General features: G+C 66.6%; 19 protein-coding genes. 6 read left to right on the top strand and 13 right to left on the bottom strand.

Annotated features, from left to right (window positions below; genetic code table 11):
- The first annotated feature begins 68 nt into the window (after positions 1–68).
- The 6 genes from djlA (at position 69) to QWY84_RS18490 (ending at position 6,819) form a co-directional block, all read left to right on the top strand.
- On the top strand, positions 69–824 hold the full coding sequence (gene djlA / locus QWY84_RS18515; RefSeq protein WP_290204455.1) for a co-chaperone DjlA: 756 nt from the start codon (positions 69–71) through the stop codon (positions 822–824).
- 68 nt (positions 825–892) lie between these two features.
- Positions 893–1,579: an SOS response-associated peptidase gene (locus tag QWY84_RS18510; RefSeq protein ID WP_290204453.1), complete on the top strand. Its 687-nt coding sequence runs from the start codon at positions 893–895 to the stop codon at positions 1,577–1,579.
- Positions 1,580–1,675: 96 nt separating this feature from the next.
- Positions 1,676–3,091 (top strand): cytochrome ubiquinol oxidase subunit I, encoded by a 1,416-nt coding sequence (locus QWY84_RS18505; RefSeq protein ID WP_290204451.1) that lies wholly within the window; start codon positions 1,676–1,678, stop codon positions 3,089–3,091.
- Positions 3,092–3,097: 6 nt separating this feature from the next.
- Positions 3,098–4,102: a cytochrome d ubiquinol oxidase subunit II gene (gene cydB / locus QWY84_RS18500; protein WP_290204449.1), complete on the top strand. Its 1,005-nt coding sequence runs from the start codon at positions 3,098–3,100 to the stop codon at positions 4,100–4,102.
- Positions 4,103–4,179: 77 nt separating this feature from the next.
- Positions 4,180–5,082 carry an MBL fold metallo-hydrolase gene (locus QWY84_RS18495; protein WP_290204448.1) on the top strand — a complete coding sequence of 301 codons (903 nt, stop codon included), beginning with the start codon at positions 4,180–4,182 and terminating at the stop codon, positions 5,080–5,082.
- A gap of 111 nt (positions 5,083–5,193) precedes the next feature.
- Positions 5,194–6,819 carry an aspartate:alanine exchanger family transporter gene (locus QWY84_RS18490; RefSeq protein WP_290204447.1) on the top strand — a complete coding sequence of 542 codons (1,626 nt, stop codon included), beginning with the start codon at positions 5,194–5,196 and terminating at the stop codon, positions 6,817–6,819.
- Between the two features lie 155 nt (positions 6,820–6,974).
- Here QWY84_RS18490 and QWY84_RS18485 read toward each other — a convergent pair whose 3' ends face one another.
- From QWY84_RS18485 to tssJ, 13 genes are all read right to left on the bottom strand, one after another.
- On the bottom strand, positions 6,975–7,505 hold the full coding sequence (locus QWY84_RS18485; RefSeq protein ID WP_290204445.1) for a hypothetical protein: 531 nt from the start codon (positions 7,503–7,505) through the stop codon (positions 6,975–6,977).
- Positions 7,506–7,531: 26 nt separating this feature from the next.
- On the bottom strand, positions 7,532–8,029 hold the full coding sequence (locus QWY84_RS18480; protein WP_290204443.1) for a hypothetical protein: 498 nt from the start codon (positions 8,027–8,029) through the stop codon (positions 7,532–7,534).
- A gap of 5 nt (positions 8,030–8,034) precedes the next feature.
- On the bottom strand, positions 8,035–8,544 hold the full coding sequence (locus QWY84_RS18475) for a hypothetical protein (protein ID WP_290204440.1): 510 nt from the start codon (positions 8,542–8,544) through the stop codon (positions 8,035–8,037).
- Between the two features lie 26 nt (positions 8,545–8,570).
- Positions 8,571–9,068: a hypothetical protein gene (locus QWY84_RS18470; protein WP_290204439.1), complete on the bottom strand. Its 498-nt coding sequence runs from the start codon at positions 9,066–9,068 to the stop codon at positions 8,571–8,573.
- Positions 9,069–9,143: 75 nt separating this feature from the next.
- A complete protein-coding gene (locus QWY84_RS18465; RefSeq protein WP_290204436.1) occupies positions 9,144–9,641 on the bottom strand; it encodes a hypothetical protein in 498 nt (165 codons plus the stop codon).
- A gap of 6 nt (positions 9,642–9,647) precedes the next feature.
- Complete coding sequence (locus QWY84_RS18460) at positions 9,648–11,738, bottom strand: hypothetical protein (protein WP_290204435.1); 2,091 nt, start codon at positions 11,736–11,738, stop codon at positions 9,648–9,650.
- A 21-nt stretch (positions 11,739–11,759) separates the two neighbouring features.
- A complete protein-coding gene (locus tag QWY84_RS18455) occupies positions 11,760–13,544 on the bottom strand; it encodes a type VI secretion system Vgr family protein (RefSeq protein WP_290204434.1) in 1,785 nt (594 codons plus the stop codon).
- Between the two features lie 26 nt (positions 13,545–13,570).
- A complete protein-coding gene (locus tag QWY84_RS18450; protein ID WP_290204433.1) occupies positions 13,571–14,272 on the bottom strand; it encodes a PP2C family protein-serine/threonine phosphatase in 702 nt (233 codons plus the stop codon).
- On the bottom strand, positions 14,269–15,012 hold the full coding sequence (gene tagF / locus QWY84_RS18445; RefSeq protein WP_290204432.1) for a type VI secretion system-associated protein TagF: 744 nt from the start codon (positions 15,010–15,012) through the stop codon (positions 14,269–14,271). The genes QWY84_RS18450 and tagF overlap by 4 nt, the downstream gene beginning before the upstream one ends.
- Positions 15,009–18,557, bottom strand: a complete 3,549-nt coding sequence (tssM, locus tag QWY84_RS18440) for a type VI secretion system membrane subunit TssM (protein ID WP_290204430.1) — start codon at positions 18,555–18,557, stop codon at positions 15,009–15,011. The genes tagF and tssM overlap by 4 nt, the downstream gene beginning before the upstream one ends.
- Before the next feature lie 77 nt (positions 18,558–18,634).
- The gene (tssL, locus tag QWY84_RS18435; RefSeq protein ID WP_290204429.1) at positions 18,635–19,924 is read right to left on the bottom strand and encodes a type VI secretion system protein TssL, long form; all 1,290 of its coding nucleotides are present in this window, start codon (positions 19,922–19,924) and stop codon (positions 18,635–18,637) included.
- Positions 19,925–20,051: 127 nt separating this feature from the next.
- The gene (gene tssK / locus QWY84_RS18430) at positions 20,052–21,398 is read right to left on the bottom strand and encodes a type VI secretion system baseplate subunit TssK (RefSeq protein ID WP_290204426.1); all 1,347 of its coding nucleotides are present in this window, start codon (positions 21,396–21,398) and stop codon (positions 20,052–20,054) included.
- A 45-nt stretch (positions 21,399–21,443) separates the two neighbouring features.
- A complete protein-coding gene (gene tssJ / locus QWY84_RS18425; RefSeq protein ID WP_290204424.1) occupies positions 21,444–21,926 on the bottom strand; it encodes a type VI secretion system lipoprotein TssJ in 483 nt (160 codons plus the stop codon).
- Between the last annotated feature and the right edge of the window lie 23 nt (positions 21,927–21,949).

The following is a 21,949-nucleotide window of genomic DNA, read 5'->3' as shown; positions in this document are numbered from 1 at the left end:
CCCGCCGACGGCGATACCATGGCGCCCGCCTGGCCCCGCCTGGCTTCAACTTCTGTTACCCTCCGCGCATGCTACTCATCATAATCGGCGGCTTAATCGGGGCACTGGTCGGCGGCTTCAGCGGGCTCGTTATCGGCGCGGGCCTGGGGTACCTGGCGCGTTGGATCCTTCAGCGGGTGCTGCGGGGCGGGCTGGAGCTGGTACAGCAGCAGTACCTGCACTCCACGTTCGCCGTCATGGGCGCCCTGTGCAAGGCCGACGGCGTCGTCACCCGGGACGAGATCAAGACCGCCGAGACCCTGTTCGAGCGCCTGCACCTGTCCGAGGAGCAGCGCGCCTCGGCCAGGGAGGCGTTCGAGCGCGGCAAGGCGGAGGATTTCGACCTGGACGCCGAGGTGAGCCGGCTCGCCCGGGTCTGCCGCGGCCGCCGCGCAATGCTCCAGACGTTCCTGCAGGTCCAGCTGACGGCGATCGCTGCCGACGGCGCGGTCCACCCCGCCGAACACGACATGCTCGTGCGCGTAGCCCGCGGTCTGGGGCTGTCCGAGGCCGACGTCGCCCGGCTCGAATCCCTGCTGCGGGCCTCCTCCGATGCCCCGTCGCGGGAACAGAAGCTCGAGGATGCCTACGCCGCTCTCGGCGTCTCGTCGTCCGCCAGCGATTCCGAGATCAAGCGCGCCTACCGCCGGCTGATGAGCCAGAACCACCCGGACAAGCTCGCCGGCAAGGGCCTGCCGGAGAACATGCGCGAGGTCGCCGAGGAGAAGACACGCGAGATCGCCACCGCCTACGAGCTCATCAAGGAAGAGCGCGGCATGACCTGAGACTCTTCGCGGCCGCCGCGCTTCGCGACGGACACGGCCCGGCGGCCCCTGGAGGCATTCACGGCACGATGTGTGGTCGCTACTCCCTGTACGCGCCGCGTTCGGAAATCGCACGACGGTATCGCGTGGACGAGGACCGCCTCGGTCCCATGGAGGCGCGCTACAACATTCCGCCGGGCACGGATATCCCGCTGATCGCCACGCTGCACGGGGACGACGGCCCGTTCTCGGTGCTCATGCCATCCCGCTGGGGCTTCCATCCCCCGTGGGCAGGCGACGACGCGCCCTCGCCCATCAACGCCCGCGCCGAGGACATTGCGTCCAGCGACTACTTCCGGGATGCATTCGCCACCCGCCGCGCGCTGGTACCGGCCAACGGCTGGTATGAATGGCGCGACGATGGCACCGGCACCAGGCAGCCCTACTTCGTCAGCCGCGCCGACGGCGAGCTCATGATGCTCGCCGCGCTCTGGCAGCCCACCCGCACGGGCGATGGCTCGAGCTGCGCCATCATCACCCGGCCGGCGGCGCGGGAGCTGTCCCACATCCACCCGCGCATGCCGGTGGTCCTGGACCCGGCGTGCTGGCATGCCTGGCTGGATCCCGCACTGACCGAGCGCGCGCGGATCAGGGAGGCGGTCAGGGCGGTGCCGGTATCGGCGCTGATCGCCCACCCGGTCGATCCCCGGGTCAACTCCCCCGTCCATGACGACGCCTCCGTCGTCCTGCCGTCGCGGCCGGCCGCGGAAGGCTGATTGCGTTATCGTTTGACATGGATCAAGGTGCCGGCCGGCGCGCGTGGCACCGTAGCGGATACCTCGTTTTAACTACCTTTTAGTGGGTATTCGCTCATGGAACTCGATCCGCTGCTGCTGTCACGCATCCAGTTCGCCTTCGTGGTCTCCTTCCACGCCCTGTTCCCGGTATTCACCATCGGGCTCGCGGCGTACATCGCCACCCTGGAGGGCCTGCTCTACCGCACGGACAACCCCGTCTACGCGCGCCTGTCCCGGTTCTGGACGCGGGTGTTCGCGGTGGTCTTCGGCATGGGCGTGGTCTCCGGGATCGTCATGGCCTTCCAGTTCGGCTCCAACTGGAGCGAGTTCTCCTATCGCTCCGCCAACTTCCTGGGGCCGGTGCTGAGCTACGAGGTGGTCACGGCGTTCTTCCTGGAAGCCACTTTCCTGGGCGTGCTGCTGTTCGGCCGCGACAAGGTGCCCCGGGGCGTTCACCTCTTCGCCGCCTGCATGGTGGCGCTGGGCACGTTCATCTCGTCGTTCTGGATCCTCTCGGCGAACAGCTGGATGCAGACGCCGGCCGGGGTGGAGATGCGCGACGGGCTGCTGTACGTCACCTCGTGGACGGAGGCCATCTTCAACGCCTCCCTGTGGCCGCGATTCTTCCACATGGCCCTGGCATCGTTCCTCACCGCGGGGTTCGTCGTCGCCGGCGTGAGCGCCTGGTACCTGCTGCGTCGCCGGGCACCGGAGATGAACCGCAAGGCGCTGGGCATGACGGTTGCCTTGCTGGCGGTCATCGCTCCTGCCCAGCTGGTGGTCGGCGACTGGCACGGGCTCAACACCTTCGAGAACCAGCCGGCCAAGGTGGCCGCCATGGAGGGCGCGTGGGAGACCAAGAACGGCGCCCCGCTGCTGCTGTTCGCGATCCCCGACGCCGCCGGCGAGACCAATCACCTGGAGGTCGGCATCCCGAACCTGGCGAGCCTGATTCTCACCCACGAGCTGGACGGCGAAGTCCGCGGCCTCAAGGAGTGGGCCCCGGCGGACCGCCCGCCCGTGGGCATCGTGTTCTGGAGCTTCCGCGTCATGGTGGCCATCGGGGTGCTGATGATCGTGGTGGCTATCACGGGCCTGATCCAGCGATTGCGCGGGCGCCTGTTCGACTCGCCGCGCCTGCTGCGTGTGTTCACGTGGATGATTCCCCTGCCCTTCGCCGCCGTGCTCGCCGGCTGGTTCGTCACCGACATCGGGCGACAGCCGTACCTCATCTACGGCGTCCTGCGCACCGCGGACGGCGTAACACCGTCGCTGACCGGCGGCATGGCCCTGTTCAGCCTGGTGGGCTTCATCGCCGTCTACGCCGTGATCTTCACCGCCGGGCTGTACTACCTCCTCCGCCTCATCCAGGCCGGGCCCGAGTCGCTGGAAGACACGCCGGACGCCGCGGACGGACGGCCGAAGCGCCCGTTCTCCGCGGTGGACACGCGCCTGGACGAACACGCCGCCCCCGAAGGTGCACGAGGATAAGCAACCATGGAACTGATTGACCTGACCCTGATCTGGATCGCCATCATCGGCCTGGGTGTCTTCATGTACGTGCTCATGGACGGCTTCGACCTGGGCGTGGGCATTCTCTTCCCCTTCGCCCCGGACGAGCCGTCCCGGGACATCATGATGAACACCGTGGCGCCCGTGTGGGACGGCAACGAGACCTGGCTGGTCCTGGGTGGCGCCGGCCTCCTGGCGGCATTCCCCCTGGTCTACGCGGTCTTCCTGCCGGCGCTGTACATCGGCGTGTTCCTGCTGCTCGCCGGGCTCATCTTCCGGGGCGTGGCCTTCGAGTTCCGCTTCAAGGCCAACCGCTCGCGCTACCTGTGGAACTGGTCGTTCTTCGGCGGGTCGCTGGTGGCCTCCTTCGCCCAGGGCGCCGTGGTGGGGGCGTACATCCAGGGGTTCGAGACCGACGGGTTCACGTACGTGGGCGGGCCGCTGGACTGGCTGACGCCCTTCACGGTCATGACGGGGCTGGCCCTGGTCGCCGGCTACACGCTGCTGGGAGCGACCTGGCTGGTCCTCAAGACGGAGGGCCCGTTACAGAGCTGGGCCTATGCGGTGGCGCGGTGCATGCTGGGCGCGGTGATGCTGTTCTTCGTCATCATCAGCGTATGGACGCCGCTGGCCGAGGGCCGCGTCATGGAGCGCTGGCTCGGCAACATGGACTGGCTGTGGATCTTCCCGCTGGTAACGCTGGCGGCGGCGGCATGGCTGTGGCGCGCCATCGAGAACCGGCGCGAGGGCGTGCCCTTCGTCGCCACCCTGGTGCTGTTCATCACGTTCTACGTGGGGCTGCTCATCAGCATGTGGCCGCTGGCGGTACCACCGGATCACACGTTCTGGGATGCGGCATCGGCCCCGGGCAGCCAGCTGTTCCTGCTCATCGGCGTGCTGTTCATCACGCCGGTCATACTGGGTTATACGGCCTGGACGTACTGGGTGTTCCGCGGCAAGGTCACGGTAGAGTCGTCCGGCTACCACTGACGGGCTGCATGCACACGGCTCCGGTCTTCCGCGCCGCGCGGGAGCACCGGAGCCCGACCGGCGGAGAGGCGACAACCGTGACGGGAACCATGCGAATCTCCGAGGGCCGGCCCGTGGTTGCGGGCTTCTTCGAGCCGCGCACCTTCAGCATCCAGTACGTGGTGAGCGACCCCGCAACACGCCGGTGCGCCATCATCGACCCGGTGCTGGACTTCGAGGAGAACGCCGGCGCCACGGCCACGCACTCCGCCGACGCGCTGCTGGACTACATCCGCGGCGAAGGCCTGGACGTGGAATGGATCCTGGACACGCACCCGCACGCGGATCACTTCTCCGCCGCCGGCTACCTCCACGACGTTCTCGGTGCTCCCACCGCCATCGGCGCCGAGGTCACCCGGGTGCAGACTCTCTGGCAGGAGATCTACAACCTGGGCGATACGCTGGCAACGGACGGCTCCCAGTGGAGCCACCTGTTCGCCGCCGGCGAAGCCTTCCGCGTGGGCAGCCTGGACGCCCGTGTGCTGTATTCGCCGGGCCATACCCTGGCGTCGGTGACCTACGTCATCGGCGATGCCGCCTTCGTCCACGACACCCTGTTCCAGCCGGACTTCGGCACCGCCCGCGCCGATTTCCCGGGCGGCGACGCCGGCCAGCTGTGGGACAGCATCCAGGCGATCCTGGCGTTGCCGGAGGAGACGCGCCTGTTCACCGGCCACGACTACATGCCGGACGGGCGCGAGCCCCGCTGGGAGAGCACGGTGGGCGAGCAGAAGGCGCACAATCCCCACGTTGCCGGCATCACCCGCGACGACTACGTTGCCCTGCGTAACCGGCGCGACGCCGGGCTGCCGATGCCCCGGCTCATCCTCCACTCGCTGCAGGTGAACACCCGCGGCGGCCGCCTGCCGGAGCCCGAGGACAACGGACGCAGGTACCTGAAGATCCCCCTCGACTGCCTCGATGCGCGCTGGAGGGGATGACTGTCGCGGAGCGCGACGGTCCACGGCCGCGGGGCATCGACGCCAATGAGCCGCCGGCGGTGATACGGTGCATTCGTGTACGCCCATTTTCCGGCAGGAAGCATCTGATCCATGCCCGAGCCCGAAACACTGATCCCCATCGAGATCTTCTTTCAGCAATCCGATCTCGTGGTGACGTTCCTGCTGGTCCTGCTCGGGATCGCTTTCGGCAATCTCACCATCAAGGGCATCGGCTTCGGCTCCAGCGGCGTGCTGATCGCCGCCATGGTTGCCGGCTACTTCTACCAGTTCCAGCCCATTCCCATTCTCGCCGACCTCGGTATCGTCCTGTTCCTGCTGTGTGTCGGGCTGGAGGCGGGGCCGAGCTTCTTCCGGGCGTTCAAGCAGCACGGGCGGCGCTTCATCACGAACGTGCTGGTACTGCTGGCCATTTCCGGCGTCAACACCGTCGCCATCATCGCCGTAACCGGCATTCCCATCGGCATCGGTCTCGGCCTGTTCGCGGGCTCATTCACCTCCAGCCCGGCGCTCATCAGCGCGCTGCAGTTCAGCCCCGAGCAGGAGGTCATCTTCGGTTACGGCGTCGGCTATCCGTTCGGGCTGCTCGGCGTCATCCTGTTCATCAGCATTGCCGTGCGCCTGCTGCGCGGCCGCATGGCCGCGGAGCTCGCAGGACGCAGCCGTCTGCATGCGGCCGTCTACAAACTCGAGAACCCGGAGTTCCACGGCAAGCTGATCCGCGACGCGACGGTCTTCCAGGAGCACGACGTCGCCGTCTCGGGCATCCTGCGCGACCTGTCAGTGCGCTCCGCCAGCGGCAGCACCGTCCTTCAGCAGGGTGACATCCTGCGCCTGGAGGGCCTCCCCGAAGATGTCGCAGCCGCAGGCGACGCCATCGGCGAACAAGTTCACGAGGCCTTCGACGAGCACTCGGAACTGGACACCCGCTCCATCGTCGTCGAGAACACGTCCGTGGTGAACCGCTCGCTCCGGGACCTGGGCCTGCGTCTTCGCTTCAACGCGTCCCTGACCCGGATCATCCGCACCAATGTGGAGTTCGTCCCTTCCGAGGACGAGGCACTGGCCCACGGTGACGTGGTGGTGGCGGTGGGTACGCCGTACCAGCTCGATCAGCTGGAGCTGTTCCTCGGCCACGAGCACCATACGGTGCAACGCAGGGTCGACATCGGTTCCCTGGCCGCCATTCTGTTCCTGGCTTTCGCCATCGGCGGCATCGTCGTACCGATCCCCGGCCTGGGGCCGTTCTCCCTGGGCATCGCCGGCGGAGCACTGATCGCCGGTCTGCTGTTCGGACACTTCGGCCGTATCGGCAACTTCATCGGACGTTTCCCGCGCAATGCCACGGCGGTGCTCAAGGAACTCGGCCTGGCACTGTTCTTCGTCCAGGTCGGACTGGAGACGGGGCAGAGCTTCGTCGAGTCCCTCGACTTCGAAGCGGTGTACTACGCGCTGTACGCGGTGCTCTTTGCTGTTGTACCGATGGCGGGAAGCTTCCTGATTGGACACTATCTGATGCGGATCCCGATCAGCGAGTGCTTCGGCGTCATTTGCGGCGGCATGACCTTCACGCCCGGGCTGGACATCATCCGCCAGGTCGACAGTTCCGAGCGCCCCATCGTGGCGTATTCCTCCGTGTACCCCGTGGCCCTGATCCTCGTGATCGCTCTAGTTCAGGGCATGCACCTCGCCCTCGTCAGCCTGGGTGCCGTGGCTTGACGCCCCCCAGTGACCTGCACGGGGGACGGGCCCCTGCGACCAGTGCCAGTTCCGGCAAACCGCGGACGGTGCATGGCACCGCATCGGGATGGGCCGTCGGCCAGCTCGTCCGTATTACCCCGTAGAGATGGAACCTGTCGGCGGTGGATATGGTCTCAATCAGTGCGCCAGTGCCCGGCGCTGCCCGCTCCCCCCTGAGCGGGCGCGACGACCCAACCCCGGGTCGTCAGTCTTGGCCCCGGTCTTTCCCCCCGAGAGCCGGGGCCTTTTCTTTTTACCCGGCGCAATGCACGGATCCGGCATTCACCGTACAAGCCGAGGGCACCCCCGGCAACGTGTACGGGCTTCCGCCGCCCCGGAAAACGCCGCGACTTCTCCCTCTCTGTGTCGCTGTCGAAATACGCACTGCGAAAGTCGTTGGTCTCGCAAGAAGAGTTCCCATCATTCCGCACCTCATCCATGGCGCTCCGCGCTTCCCCGTAGCGCTGCGCATAGCGATCGGTCATGACCTCATCGACTCGGTGCGGGTCGATATAACTGATTTCCTGCTTGGCGAACGCCGCCATGTTCCGGTTCGTGGGGACGAAGGTACTGGCCTCCTCGCGTAGGTTGCTCTGCTGGAGATCGACCACCGCCACGCTGTAGTCGGCCTCGGGGTCGTCCTCCTTGCCAAGCAGCTGTGCCAACGCCCGGAGGTCGGGTCGCCCGGCTCCTACAACGCACCCGCCTCGTACTGCCGCGCCCACTCCTTGAACTGCTCCAGCAGCCCGTCACCGAACAGCCACTCGTCCGTGAGCTGGACGACCTGCGAACTCCGACCGTTGATATGGCTGTAGCGATCCAGATTGGCCAGTTCGTATCCGGCCGGCTTCATCGAGCGAGTAATCAGGACACGTTCATCTTGAACTGTGTCCTCGTAATGGATGCTCCCCGCCGCAATCCCGCCCTCGCGTGGGCCCTTGAAGAACTTGTTCTCCAGCGCCCACGGCACCCAGCCGACAATGGCCAGCGGGAACTCCGACTGCGCATAATTCCACTCGGTCTGCCCGGTGTTCGGAAACCGATGTAGTGCTTGAGCATAGATCAGCAAATACGCCTGCCAAACAACGAAGAAGTGCTCGTACTTCGGCATATCAGGCGGGCGGGAACGCAATAGCAGCCGGGCGTCGACAGGCAGATTGTCCGGGTCGATGAGGTCGAACGAATGCATAAGATTTAGTCTCCGGTTACCGGATCAGCGTCGAGGCGCTCGACGCCGGTGAGCTCATTGTAGGTCCGTGGCTTACGATCGAAGGTGTACGTCTCCAGCGAACCGGTTTCCTGGCCGGCACCGCCATACGCGGTTCGCCCGTCGCCCCTGAACTGCGCGTTCGCCCCGAGCTCGCGCTCGATGGCGGCGCGCGTCTTGAAACGCCGACGCTCCGCGGCGTTGTCGAAGTAGGCCCGGCTGAACTCCTCGGTCTCGTAGGGCGAATTCACATCACGCCCCGCCGCATCCATAGCGCCTCGCGCTTCCCCGTAGCGTCGGGCATAGCGATCGGTCATGACCTCATCGACTCGGTGCGGGTCGATATAACTGATTTCCTGCTTCGCGAACTCCGCCATGTTCCGGTTCGTGGGGACGAAGGTATTGGCCTCCTCGCGCAGGTTGCTCTGCTGGAGATCGACCACCGCCACGCTATACTCGGCCTCGGGGTCGTCCTCCTTGCCAAGCAGCTGTGCCAACGCCCGGAGGTCGGGTCGCCCGGCTCCTACAACACACCCGCCTCGTACTGCCGCGCCCACTCCTTGAACTGCTCCAGCAGCCCGTCACCGAACAGCCACTCGTCCGTGAGCTGGACCTGCTGATAGCTCTCCCCGTCGATATGGCTGTAGCGGGCCATGTTAACCAGGCTATAACCCGGTGGCTTCGCCGAGCGGTTTAAAACCACCGGTTCACCGGCCACCGTGTCCTTGTAATGAATGCTCCCCGCCGCAATCCCCCCCTCACGCGGGCCCTTGAAGAACTTGTTCTCCAGCGCCCACGGCACCCAGCTGACAATGGCCAACGGAAACTCCGACTGTTCGAGCGTCCATTCCGTCTCACCTGTTTTGGGGAACCGGTGCAGTTCTTGTCGGTAAATAAGAAAGTAACTCTTTTGGATTAGAAAATAATATTCGAACGTCGGAAATGTCGGTTGCTGGCAACGTAAAAGCAGCTCGGCATTTGCGGGAAGATTGTTTGGATCGATGAGATCGAATGAAAGCATAAGATTTAGTCTCCGGTTACCGGCTCAGCGTCGAGGCGCTCGACGCCGGTGAGCTCGTTGCGGGTCGCCCGGCTCCTACAACGCACCCGCCTCGTACTGCCGCGCCCACTCCTTGAACTGCTCCAGCAGCCCGTCACCGAACAGCCACTCGTCCGTGAGCTGGACTTGTTGATAACTTCGACCATTGATGTGGCTGTAGCGAGTCATGTTAACCAGGCTATAACCTGGTGGTTTCGTCGAGCGATTCAAAACCACCGGCTCACCGGCCACCGTGTCCTTGTAATGGATGCTCCCCGCCGCAATCCCGCCCTCGCGCGGGCCCTTAAAAAACTTGTTCTCCAGCGCCCACGGCACCCAGCCGACAATGGCCAGCGGAAACTCGGCCTGATTGCGTGTCCACTCGGACTCTCCAGTTTTGGAGAATCGGTTCAGCGCTTGCCGGTAAACAAGCAAATACGCTTGCCAAACAATGAAGAAATGCTCGTACTTCGGCTCATCGGGCGGGCGGGAACGCAATAGCAGCCGGGCGTCGACAGGCAGATTGTCCGGGTCGATAAGATCGAATGAAGGCATAAGCGGTTAGTCTCCGGTTACCGGCTCGGCGTCGAGGCGCTCGACGCCGGTGAGCTCATTGTAGGTCCGTGGCTTGCGATCGAAGGTGTAGGTCTCCAGCGAACCGGTTTCCTGGCCGACACCGCCGTAGGCGGTTCGCCCATCGCCCCTGAACTGCGCGTTCGCCCCGAGCTCGCGCTCGATGGCGGCCCGCGTCTTGAAACGCTGACGCTCCGCGGCGTTGTCGAAGTAGGACTGGCTGAACATATTGGTAGATTCAGCGGAATTTACATTCCGCCCCGCCGCATCCATAGCGCTTCGCGCTTCCTCGTAGCGTCGGGCATAGCGATCGGTCATGACCTCATCGACTCGGTGCGGGTCGATATAACTGATTTCCTGCTTGGCGAACGCCGCCATGTTCCGGTTCGTGGGGACGAAGGTACTGGCCTCCTCGCGCAGGTTGCTCTGCTGGAGATCGACCACCGCCACGCTGTAGTCGGCCTCGGGGTCGTAGTCCTTGCCAAGCAGCTGTGCCAGCGCCCGCGGGTCGGTGTCGCCCGGCTCGGCGGTGCGCAGCGGCGCGGTCCAGTACTTGGCGTTGCCGTTGGCGTCCGTCGGCCCGATGGTGTCTCCATCCCCCGTGTACTTGCGCTCGGTCAGGCGCACGATGAAGCGGTCGTCGATGCCGTCCGTCCGGGCGCGCTCGGCCATGCGGGCGAGCTGGTCATCGTCGTAGCGGGGCCTTGCCGCCGCCAGGCCCTGCTGCCTGATCCGCTCACGCTGGCGCTGCAACCGCTCCAGGGCTTCACCGAGGCTGTTCGGTACCGTGTACCCGGGCGCGCCGGGCTGGTCCGCATCGCGATCACGGTCATCATGGTTCCTGTCCCGGCGCCAGGGGATGATGTCCTCGCGGCGGCGGGACGGCGGCTCCGGCAACTCGTCCGCCGCGGCGCTCGCGCGGGCTCGCCGCAGCAGGCCCGCGAGCTCCTCCATGAGCTCGATCAGGGTCCGGCTGAACCGGCCCACCCGACGCCCGAGACTGGCCACGCTCCCCACCGCCGCCAGGCCCAGCGCAACCAGCACCTCGATGGCGATCCCGCCGACGAGCTGGCCGGCGGCGTAGACGAACGCCGTGTCGCGGTAGCTGTCGAAGTAGCCCCACAGGAAGTCCTTGAGAATGCGCCGCGTCCCGGGGTCGCCCAGCAGCGTCTCGACAATCGCGGCGCCGGTCTCGGCGAGCTCCCTGACCCGCTCCCAACCGCCCTCGATGTCGGCACCGAGGCCGGCCATGGCCTCGCGCACGCTCTCCCACTGGGACGGCGTCACGGTCGCCACGAAAGCGACCGGCCCGCCGGCGGCGGCCGCCAGGACAAGCCGCCAGTCGTCGGCGTCCATGCTCTGCACGGCGTCGCCGACAATCTCGAACGCCATGGTGAGGCCCGACAGCGCCCCCTCGTACGTGGCCATGGCGACATCGCCAACCCCGCTGGCAAAGCCCCCGGCCAGCGTCAGCGACTGCATGAGCGCGTTCTGCTCGTAGAAGACGGCGTCGGCCGCGTCCTTGCTCCGCCAGCGCACCGCCAGGATGCGCCCGCATTCGCTCGCCAGGCGCCGCCGCAGCTGCCTCTCGGAGCGCTCCCCGCCGCCGAGCTCGTCATCGACCGCCGGCTGAACCGGCGCTGCAAACAGCGGGTCGTCCGGATCGAACAACCGCTGGCGCTCGCCGGCGGCGAAACGATACAGCTGGATGCGGCCCCGCCGGATCTGCTCCTGGACGGTGGCGACCAGCGTGTCGCCGACGAGGACATCGCCGACCAGGCCGAAGTGCTGCTCGCGCCACCAGTCACCGGCGTCGTCGACGTCGGTAAACGCCTCCACGAGCCGCTCCAGGGCGTCGGTCGACAGCCGATCCGTGAGCGAGGCCCCGGGCAGCGCGTCCCAGATCGCGACCTCCGGCGAGCGCCGCCGCAGGATCATCATGAACGACGGCTGAAACCGCGGGCCCGTATAGACGTCGATGGTGTCGCCATAGACGTGGGCAATGGCGACACCATGATTGTCGAAAGCGGCGTGGCTGAGCGTGAACGTCTCGCCAACACCCGATTCGCCGAAAAACATGAGCCCCTCCCTGGACTCGTTCTAGTTGATACTCACCTGCTGGCCGTTAATGGTGACGCCGCTGGTGTCGATGGTGACGGTGTTGCCGCCGACCTGCAGCGTGATCGAGTTGCCCGCGGTGATGATGAGGTCGTTGCCGACATCGCACGACTCGTTGTTGCCCACGCGCCGGGTGACATCGTTACCCACCTGCTGCTCGGCGTCGTTGTCGATCTGCTCGCTGGCGTTGCGCTTGACCATGGCGTTGTAGTCGCGCTCGGCCTGAAAGTAGACTTCCTCGGCGCCCGTCTTGTCGTCGAAGCGCAGCTCATTGTAGCCCGACGGCTCGGCCCCACCGCCGGTGAAGCTCCGTGTCTTCACGCCCGAGCAAGTCGGCCGGTCGCCGTAGGGCGGGGGCGTGTTCGGATGCGGCAGGGTACCGAGGACGAACGGCCGGTCCGGGTTACCGTTCTCGAAGGCAACCACCACCTCCGCGCCCACGCGCGGCAGGGCGTAGAAGCCGGCGAAGCCGTTGCCGCCGCCGCTTTGCATCACCCGCAGCCAGCAACTGGAGTCGGGCGTGTAGGTGCCCTCCCGGTCCCAGTGGAACTGCGCCTTGATGCGCCCGAGCTGGCGCTGGTTGTGGTCGGTGTAGACGGTATCCGCCTCGTGGCCGGTAACCACCGCCGTCTGCAGGCTGGCGATGCGCGGCGCCTGGCCGCGCGGATACACCAGCTCGCCGTCAGGCACGGCATCAAGATGGCAGCTGTGGCGCGGCCCGTCGGCGGCGTTGGTGACGTTCAGGCTCACCCGCGAGAGGACGAACGTCCGGCCGTCGTCACCGAAGATCTCTTCGCCTGGCTCGCCCGCAAGCGTGAAACGATGGCCCGCCAGCAGGTGGCGGTAATTGCCGCGCGCCTGCGCGACGGCGTGTCCGCTGCTTTGCTGCGCCAGGGTGCGTTCGGTGTCGGCATTGCCGGCGCTGCGGTCGTCATACAGCTCGGAATAGCCGTAGCGCCGCAGGTCCTGCGCCCGGGACAGGCCAGTGATCCAGCTATTGGCCGGCTGATCGGCCTCCACCGCCTGCTCGGGCGAGAGATAGTTGTAGCAGCGCTGGGTCAGTCTGCCGCTGGACAGCGCCCGGCGGTGCGTCCAGCTCAGCAGCGCGTCGTGATCCGCCGTATCCGCGGCTCGCAGGTGCAGGGTCTCGGCCCGCACCCACGGCAGGCGCTTGGGCTGGTCGGTGAATGTGACGGTGTGGCTGCCGCTCTCGTGCTCGATGTAATAGCAAAGGCCGGCCCGCCGGGCAATGCGATGGATGAAGTTGAGAGTGGTCTCGTTGTACTGGACGACCAGCTCCTGCTCGGCGTGACGTCCCTGGATGTCCATGCGCAGCTTGCCGTAACCGCTCCACTCCCCGGCCACGCGCTCGATGACCGCGGGCAGCGTCATGTCCTGGAATACACGGCAGTCGGTGCTCTGGCCGAGCAGCCACAGCCAGGAGACCAGCGTGAGCTCATAGCCCCGGGTCCGGTCCTCATCGCGCACGCCGAGCGGCCGCAGGGCCTTAACGTAGCCGTTGATGTATCGGTCGCGGCCGTCCTCCTGGACGATCACGGCCGTTGCCTGCTTGCCGACTAATGCCTCGGCGCTGACCTGGTCAGCGTCATCGGCGGCCGCGAAGACTTTGATGTCGTAGATGAAACCGCCGGAGAGCGTTTCCTCGCCCTCCAGGCGAGTGGGGATCAGTACGTCCGTCCCCAGGGCCGTCTCCAGGCGCAGCAGGCGCCGGTTCTGGCTGAAGTGACTCGGCATTGACTGGGCCATTACTCCGTCCTCTGGTGTTTCTGGCGTTATCCACTGCCGCCGCGCACGAACACGGCGACACAACTGATGTTGTCCGGCCCCCCGGCCGCGAGTGCCGACTCGACGAGGCGCTCACCGACTGCGACGGGCTCCGCGTGGCCGAGAACGCCGGCGATCGTCGCCTCTCCCACCACGGCCGTGAGCCCGTCGGAGCACAGGAGGAAGACGTCGTCTTCGTAGAGCTCGCCGCCGACGGCGTCGACCTCAAGGGCCTCCCGCGCCCCGACCGCGCGGGTGAGCACCGACGACGCAGTGCCGTCGGCGGCCTGGCAGTGATCCCGGGTCAGCTGCTCGAGGCGGCCGTCCCGGAAGAGATAGGCGCGGCTGTCCCCGGCCCAGCAGCAGTAAAACCCATCTTCCTCAAGGGCGAGGACGACGGCGGTGCTGCCCATGGTCGCGTCATCATCGAGGGACGCGGCACGGGCGTGGATCCGGGCGTTCACCTGCTGCAGGGTGGGTGCCAGCATCCGGGCCAGGCCGTTGCCGCGACAGGCGGCGGCGAGATCATCGAGCCCGGCGATGACTGCCCGGCTGGCCTCATCTCCGCGGCTGTGGCCGCCCATGCCGTCCGCAACCGCCCACAGGCCGTAATGATCCCGCGCCAGCACGGCATCCTCGTTGCGGCTCCGGCGGTAGCCGGCGTGCGTGACGGCAATACTGAACAGACACTCGTCAACGGGGCTACTCACGGCTCGGCGGCCTCCTCGCACCGTTGTTCCTCACCCCAGCCCCAATGTTCCCAGTCACCGTCGAGCATGGCGGCCGTCTGGCCGGCCTCGGGCAACCCCGGGCTAACGAGCAGACACGGAGCCACGCGCTCGGAACCGGCAGTCCACCAAAGGCTGTACGCCCCAAGCCAGCGGTTGTAGGCCTGGTCCAGGAGCGCCAGCGCACGGTCGTTGCCGCTCATGTCGGCGTCGGCCCCGATGACCCACCCGCGGTCGAGGCCGTGGCTCGGCGGCCGTGTGCTGTAGTCCGGCGCGGCCGGCAACTCGGGTAGCGGCAACGCCTCCAGCTGCTCGACCAGGGCCATGTAGCCGCAGTCCTCACGCAGCGCGGCCATGGCGACCGTTTCCGCCTGGCGGTACCAGTCCGCGGCATGGAGATAGGCGGACCACACGGGGTACAGGCCGGTCACGGCGAGACACAACGGGAAGTACCGCCCGACCTCGTCGACACTCGGGATGAGCACGCCCATGACCGCGTCCGGCCCGCACACTTGGGGCGCGAGGGCAAACCGCCATGCAGGGCTGGTGAGGTAGAGTTCCAGCCAGTGGTCACCGAGTTGCTCGCGGGTAATCGACAGCCCGGCCTGCGCCCAACTGTGCCAGGTCTCGACAAACACCTCCGGCAAATGGAGGTGCACGAAATCCGGTTGCTGCGGCACCTTGCCGAACAAACCACAGAGCTGCTGCTCGCTTGCCGTCATAGTTCCTCCGGTAGTGCAAAGCCCTTGAGGGGGTTGTCGCCGAAGGGGTGATGGACGCTGCGGGGGCGAATGATGTAGCTCGCCTCGGCCCCGTCGAGCTCGAACTCGATGCGGTACGCGTCGCCCTCCTCCATCTCGTCCACGGCGGCCGCCCGATCAAGCAGACGGAACAGGCTCCAGGGCCCCCGGGTTCGCCGGCTGAGCGGGGTACGTCCGCTGCCGGGGTTGAGAACGACGCGCGCGCCGTTAATTCCGTCACCCGGCCACTCGACCACGGACGAGCGCACAGGGCCGTGCCGGTACTCGATGCGGGTGCCCGCGAGTTCCAGCAGCGAGCTCGTGACGGCGGCGTCCATAGTATATGGGCGGACGACAAAGCTGGCGCTCGGCTCCTCGCCATCCCGGAAGTAGGCCTGGCGGATCCGGCGGGCGCGCTGGAACAGCGCAAGGGCGTCGTCCGTGATGGCGACGTCCGTGGTCCAGCGCCAGCGTGGCCCGGTGGTATCGACGAACGGCGCCACGTACTGACGGAAATACCCCTGCAGGATGCCGCCGGGCCCGAAGAAACGCTTGAAATCCTCCAGCCGGATCTCACGCCCGGCATCCGGCGTCACCGGGTATCGGCCGGCGATGGAGTCGCGGTAGAAGCCGACGACTTCCGACTGCCAGGCATTGTTGATGTGGTCCTCGGTGGCGCCGGCGTTGACTTGGCGGGCGCTGCTCGGCAGATCCGCGAACCAGTTCTGGACGACCGGAGGCGCATCAGCGAGCGCCTGGCGCAGCGCCGTGACGGGGTCGTCCCCGTCGCGGCTGGCCTGGAAGGCCTCCCGACCGATATCGCTTGAATAGGCGAGCCGGTCCAGGTACGTCTTGAGCTCCTCGAGCGCGGTTTGCAGGCGCTCCAGCGGCACGCCCTCATCGGTGGAGACGTAGTCGTTGAAGCCGATGAAGGCGCTTGTCACCTGACCGCCGGGCAGACTCGGCGTGGCGCCCTCGGCAGCGTCATCCGGAACCAGGCGCTCCAGGCGCCGCGTCTGATTCGGCATGGCCTCGTCGCTGACCGCCTCGGCGGCCTCGGCAGCGCCTTCGGATGTCTCCGGCGGCTCGCTGAGGGCGGTGTGCCGGCGGATCGCTTGAAGGACCTCCACCAGCGGCTGCTCGGAGCTCGCCAGCACGCGCAGCACTTCATGCCCCTCGGAGGCATTGCGGAACGGACGCACACGCACATCCTCAAGAAATGCCCGCCAGCGACTGACGTACTCGTTGAAGTAAAGCTCACGGACTTCTTCCTTGATCTCTTCGAGCCGCTCGTCGCTGAGCTCGCCGGTTGCCTCGTCACCATAGATCCAGCGCTCGCCGGCCAGTCGTTCCGCCAACTTGCCGCTGGCGACGTTGAATCCGGTATGGAAATACTTGTAGGTGAAAAAGCGCGAGACGCCCTCGTCGAGAGATTGATCGCTGCGGCGATAGAAGATCACTTCCGCCGTGCTGCCGATGACGTCTTTCAGGGTGAAGGCATCGTCATTCCCGGCCATGTATTCGCGCTTCAACCGCCGGTAGGCGCGGCGCGCGAGCGGCGTCTCGGCCAGCACCTCGCGGGCGCGCGCAACCAGCTCCTCGTCCATGGGCGGCGGCTGCACGCCTTCGCTGAGTGCGGCACGCAGGTGGTCCTGGAGGCTCCGACGTACGGACGCGGCGCGCTCCCCTGGGAGCGCATTCCGCCACATCAGTCGCGCCCAGAGCTGGAGCTCCTCATCATCCCGGTGCTCGGGGTTGTAGAGCATCAGGTAGAAACGCAGGGCCTCATACAATCGCTGAGGGTCGTCGCCGTCCGGCTGGATTCGACGAGCAAGGCTCGACGCCAGGCTAGGCATGAAGAAGCGCTCGAGCGCATCCAGGTAGGTGCGCCGGGCCTGTGCACCGACCTTGTGCCCCTGATACAACCCGAAACCCATGCGCCAGGGGGCATCGTCCGGGTTGCCGTCGTAGCCGCGCGGCAATGCCCGCAGCGCGTCCAGCCCCGCCGCCAGCCTCTGCCAGTCCCGGTTCGTGCCTGGTGATAGCACCCCGTCCGTGCTGGTTTCGTAGTCGTCGACATGTTCGACAACCCGGGTGAGGTAGTCGTGGTTGGCTTGATGGCTGGTATACCAGGCACCCACCGCACCGATGAACGCTGCCAGGGTGAGCCCGGTGAGCGCCGCCGCACTCCAGCGGAAGCGCCGGCGCGCGCGATCGCTGGAAGTAGCCAGCTGTGCCTCGCCGAAGATCACGTCCCGGAGCAGCCGCTTCAGGAAGAACGCCTTCGGCACGGACGCTTCGGCGCTCACCGATGGCTGGCACAACGCCGGCGGCACAACGCCCGTGACCCGCTGACCCGCCGTTGCCGTCTGCGTGCCACTGGCCAGATAGACTCCACGCAGCAGGGCCGGCCGCTCGAACTGGTTGGGCACGAACATGTCCCGGAGAAAACCCTCGAGGCGCTCCCGCAGGGCAAGGACCTGGCGCGGGAACTCGTAAATGAGGGCGTTTCGCCGCGGCTCGCGTTCGTGGTCGAGGCGCTGCAGTAACCGGTCGTCGAGCCGGGCGGCAAGAGCCTCGATCTCATCCGGCAGCCGTTCCAGTGCGCCGCCGGTGTCCCGTGCCCGGGTGTGGTGGAAGGTCACGCCCCAGACCTGTTCGCGATCTTCCTGGCCCAGGTCGGCGAAGAACTCGTTAAAGCCGGCGAGCAGATCGCACTTGGTGAAGATGACGTAGACCGGCAGATCCATGGCCAGCTGCTCGTTGAGCTCCTGGACGCGGTGCTTGATCGCCGCACCCTGCATGGCAAGCTGCGTGTCCGTCTTGTTGAGCAGATCGAGTACGCTGACGGTCACGATGACCCCGTTGAGAGGCCGCTTGGGCCGCGCCTTGCGCAACAGATCGAGAAACCCGCGCCAGGCACGGGTCTCGACTTGCTTGGGGTCGTCCTGGGTGGTGTACCGGCCGGCGGTATCCAGCAAAACGGCCTCATCCGTAAACCACCAGTCGCAGTAGCGCGTGCCGCCCGCGCCCTTCACCGGCTGGGCACCCATCTCGCTCTGCAAGGGAAAGTGAAGCCCGGACTGCTGCAGCGCTGTCGTCTTGCCGGAGCCAGGCGCACCGATGATGACGTACCACGGCAAGTCGTAGAGCCGGCGCCCGCGGGCCAGGCGCGCTTCCCGGAGGGTATTCATGGCCTCCTTGAGCTGGCGGGCCAGGACCGCCTGCTCCGCCTGCACCTCGGACTGGTCCGCCCCCTGGGCTTCCTGCTCGGCGTCCTCAGTCACGGCATCGGCGAGCTTTTCGTCGGCTTTCGCGCGGGCATTGCGCAGACGCAGGTTGTTCAGCCCCCAGCCGAGCAGGAGGACCAGAATGGTTGCCAACCGCGCGACGGGCGAGGCGAGCGGAACGTAGCCGGCGATCGCCACCAGCGGTCCCGCGAACCAGACCAGCAGGGCCAGCGCGAGCACGATGATCAGTGCCAGTACCCAGGTCTTGGTGAGAAAGCAGAGCAGTCTCCTGAACATTCTGCGAACTTCCTGTGTCTGCGTTTGCCCCGCCTGCGCGCCGGCCCGGCTGCCGCGGGGTAAGCGTCTTCCATGTTCTAGTCGCGTTCGGCACCGCCGAGCGAGACGCTGAGAGTCACACGCCGGTTCTGCGCCCGGCCCTCAGCGGTGGCGTTGTCCGCCACCGGTTCGGTGGCGCCGCGCCCCTCTGGAACGAGGCGTCCCTGGAGATTGGCGGCTTGATCCATGTACTCGGCGACATTGGTCGCCCGCGCCAGCGACAGATGCCAATTGGACGGATAGCGCGGCGTCCGGATGGCGCGGTCGTCGGTATGTCCGGCAACGGTGATCCGACCGGGTACGATCTCCAGCGCTCTGGCGATCTTGTCCAGCACCGGATGCAGTGCCGGATCCACCGCGGCGTCCCCGGAGTCGAACAGCTCACCCGCCCGCAGCACGACGCGTACTCGATTCGGAAACGCCTCGACCGCCACCACGCCTCGCTCGATCTCGGGCGCAAGCAGTTCGCGCAGTTCCACGACCGTCGGCGGCACGCGATCCGCCGAAACAGGCTCCTCCTGGGCGGGTTGTGGAACGATGGCAGCGAGCTCAGCACGGACGCCGTCGCTGGCCTGGTTGAGCTCGATCAGCCAGTTGCCGTAGATACCACACGCCGCAACCGCAAGAACCGCCATAAGCGCCCAGACGGGGAGGAAGCTCTGCAGCCGCTGACGGGTTGCCGCAACCGGCTTCGCCGAGGGCGACAGGGCTTCCTTCCGCCGGTCCCGCTGATTGTGGAGCTCGCGGTAGAGCTCGCCGCGGAAGCGCTCAACCTCCTGGCGCCCGCCGGCCTCCAGCCGGTACTTGCCCAGGAAGCCCAGTGACAGCGCCAGATAGGCGATATGGAGGAACTCGTGGTCCTTGCGCACCGTCGCCATCGCCTGGTCGACCATGTGGAAGACGCGCTCGCCGCCGTAGGTCTCACCGTGGAACGTGCGCAGCAGGCTCTTCTGGCTCCAGTCACTGTGCTCGCCCCAGGGCGAGTTGAGCACCAGCTCGTCGAGCAGGGAGCACAGGACGTAACGGGATTTGTCGACTGTTGTCTCGTCGACCCCGCCAGCGCGGGCACGGGCCTCGAAATCCCGCACGTGCTGAACCGCCTGGCGGTGGAGCGCGGCCGTATCCACTTGGCCCTGCATCTGGCCGATCTCGCCGGCCAAGGTGAGCAGCGAGGCCGCGGCTTCCGCAACCGTCTCCCGCCGGAGGCGCGGGACCTGGCGAAGTTCCAGGCGGTCGCGCGCGGGCGAGCGGCGTCGCTGGATCTTCGTGGCGTCGCCGTCACCCGCCGGCATGGCCGGCGGAGCGCTGCCGCCGGGCCGTGGCCGCACTACGGTCTCGTCACCCTGGCTCGGTGTGGATCGCTTGCCACCCGGGCGGGGCTTGATGACAGTCCTGTCGCCGTCCATAGCCTGTGTCTCGTTCGTGTGCTCCTGCCGGCCGGCGCCAGCGCCGCGACTACTGCCGGATGGCCCACAGTTCCAGTTTCAGGTCCGGAATATCCTCGGCCACATGGATCGCGAATCCCGCCGATTGCTTGAGCTCCTCCCAGTGCGGTGAACTGCCGTCGAGCTCGAAGTAGACGGAGCCGGCGTGATACGGGATCTCTCGCGGGGCCACCGGCAACGCATTAACGGGAATGCCGGGCAGCTGGTTGTTTACCAGATCGCGGATCGTATCCACGGTGCCAACCTTGATCAGCGTCGGCAGCTTCTCGCGCACTGTCTCGGTGGGCGCGTCAGCGCGTGCGGCGAGAACGAAGTGGGCCTCACGGGCCAGACTCCGGTCGCTGAGCCGGGCAACGCGGATCCCGTAGTCGCGCTCCTCGACGGTCAGCGCGATGGCTGTCTGCTCGAGCACCGTGCTGAGCTCCTGCTCGAGGCTGTCCATCAACCCGCGAAAGCAGGCATAGAGCCCCTCGTGCTGATACGGCACCAAATCCGGCGGCCGCTTGGTCCGGGTCGTGAAGGTGGCCAACTCTCCGGTCAGCCCCGCCAGCTCGGTGTACAGCTGCTCGGGATGGAGCTGGCGAACCGACTGATAGTGGCGCAGGCGCGTTTCGTAGCGATTGATCAGCTGCAGGAGCAGGAAATCGGCGATGGCCGAGGACCCGCCCCCGGAACGGCCGCTTTCGTTGAAGCGTGCCGCCAGGGCCTCGCCGCGTTGCTGAAGCATGCCCAGCGCATCGCCGAGATATCCCTTGAGGTCCCGCTGCTGCGCCACATCCAGCGACGGAGGGATGAAGCGCGACTCGAGGACGACCGCGCCCTCCTGCGTGACCTCGCGTATGCGCGCCACCGGCAGCACGCAGTAGCCACCGAGATCGGAGCTCTCCAGCGCCAGCGACGCATTCAGCGTCGCGGTCTCTACCGGCTCGGCCTTGCCGCCCTCACCGGAGTAGTCGAACACCTCGTCGATGGAGAGGTGATATCGGGCGACGGTATCGGGCTGCCGGCCCTCTTGTCCGGTATCCACAAATCGGGCGCCGGGCTGATACCGGGACACCGCGAGGAACGCGGACAACTCCTTGGTCCCCGCAGGTACGTCCAGAGGAGCGGGCAGCGGAGCGGAACCGGGCAGATCGAACGGCGTACCGTCGCTCATTAGGCCGCTGGCCCGGGTCAGAGCCAGTTTGCCCTCAGCCAGCGCGCCCTGATCGATACTCAGCTCGTAGACCCCCCAGACATACGGGCGGATCGCGCCCGCCCGGGCCTCCATGCGGCTCTCGAGATAGCGCTCCTGCTGCTGAAAGTGCTGCGGAAACAGGTATTGGCCCTCAAGCCAGGCGATCTTCTTGTCAATCATTCGGCGTTCCTAGGAGCATCCGTGTCATCCCTTGTGCAACGGCGATCAATCCACCTCGTGTGCTTCGCCATCCGGCTCGCCAAGGATCAGGCCATCGGCAGTCAATGTGACCCGATGGTCGGAATACCAGTTGGGACTGACCGAATAGACCAGCTTCCAGCGAGCTGCATCGATCGCGCGATAACCCGCCACCACCGCCATGTGGCTGGCATCACCCGCCAGCTCGGTGGTGTGCTCAAGCGACTCGCCGGGGCGCAACGTGAACTCCGCGGCCCCCTTGAGCTCTCGACCAAGCAGGCTCTCGGCATTGCCGAAGGCATCCCGGAAATCCAGCGTATCGAACGTATTGCGATCGGTGAGCTGATAGACCCGGACCACCACGGGCGACGGCCGGCCATCGACGTCGGGGTTGACGTCCTCGGAGGCAACGAGGGTGAGGTCGTCTGTCGGCGTGTCCACGTAACGGTTGAGACCGCAGGAACTCGCCAGCAAACTCAGCAAGACGACAATGATAATGCGGTATGCCATTGCCTACATCCGTGTTGGCCGGA

It is taken from the genome of Aquisalimonas lutea (genome assembly GCF_030409225.1).
Taxonomy (GTDB): domain Bacteria; phylum Pseudomonadota; class Gammaproteobacteria; order Nitrococcales; family Aquisalimonadaceae; genus Aquisalimonas; species Aquisalimonas lutea.
The sequence above is the reverse complement of the archived record's forward strand: the minus strand, read 5'-3'. Positions and strand labels throughout refer to the sequence as shown.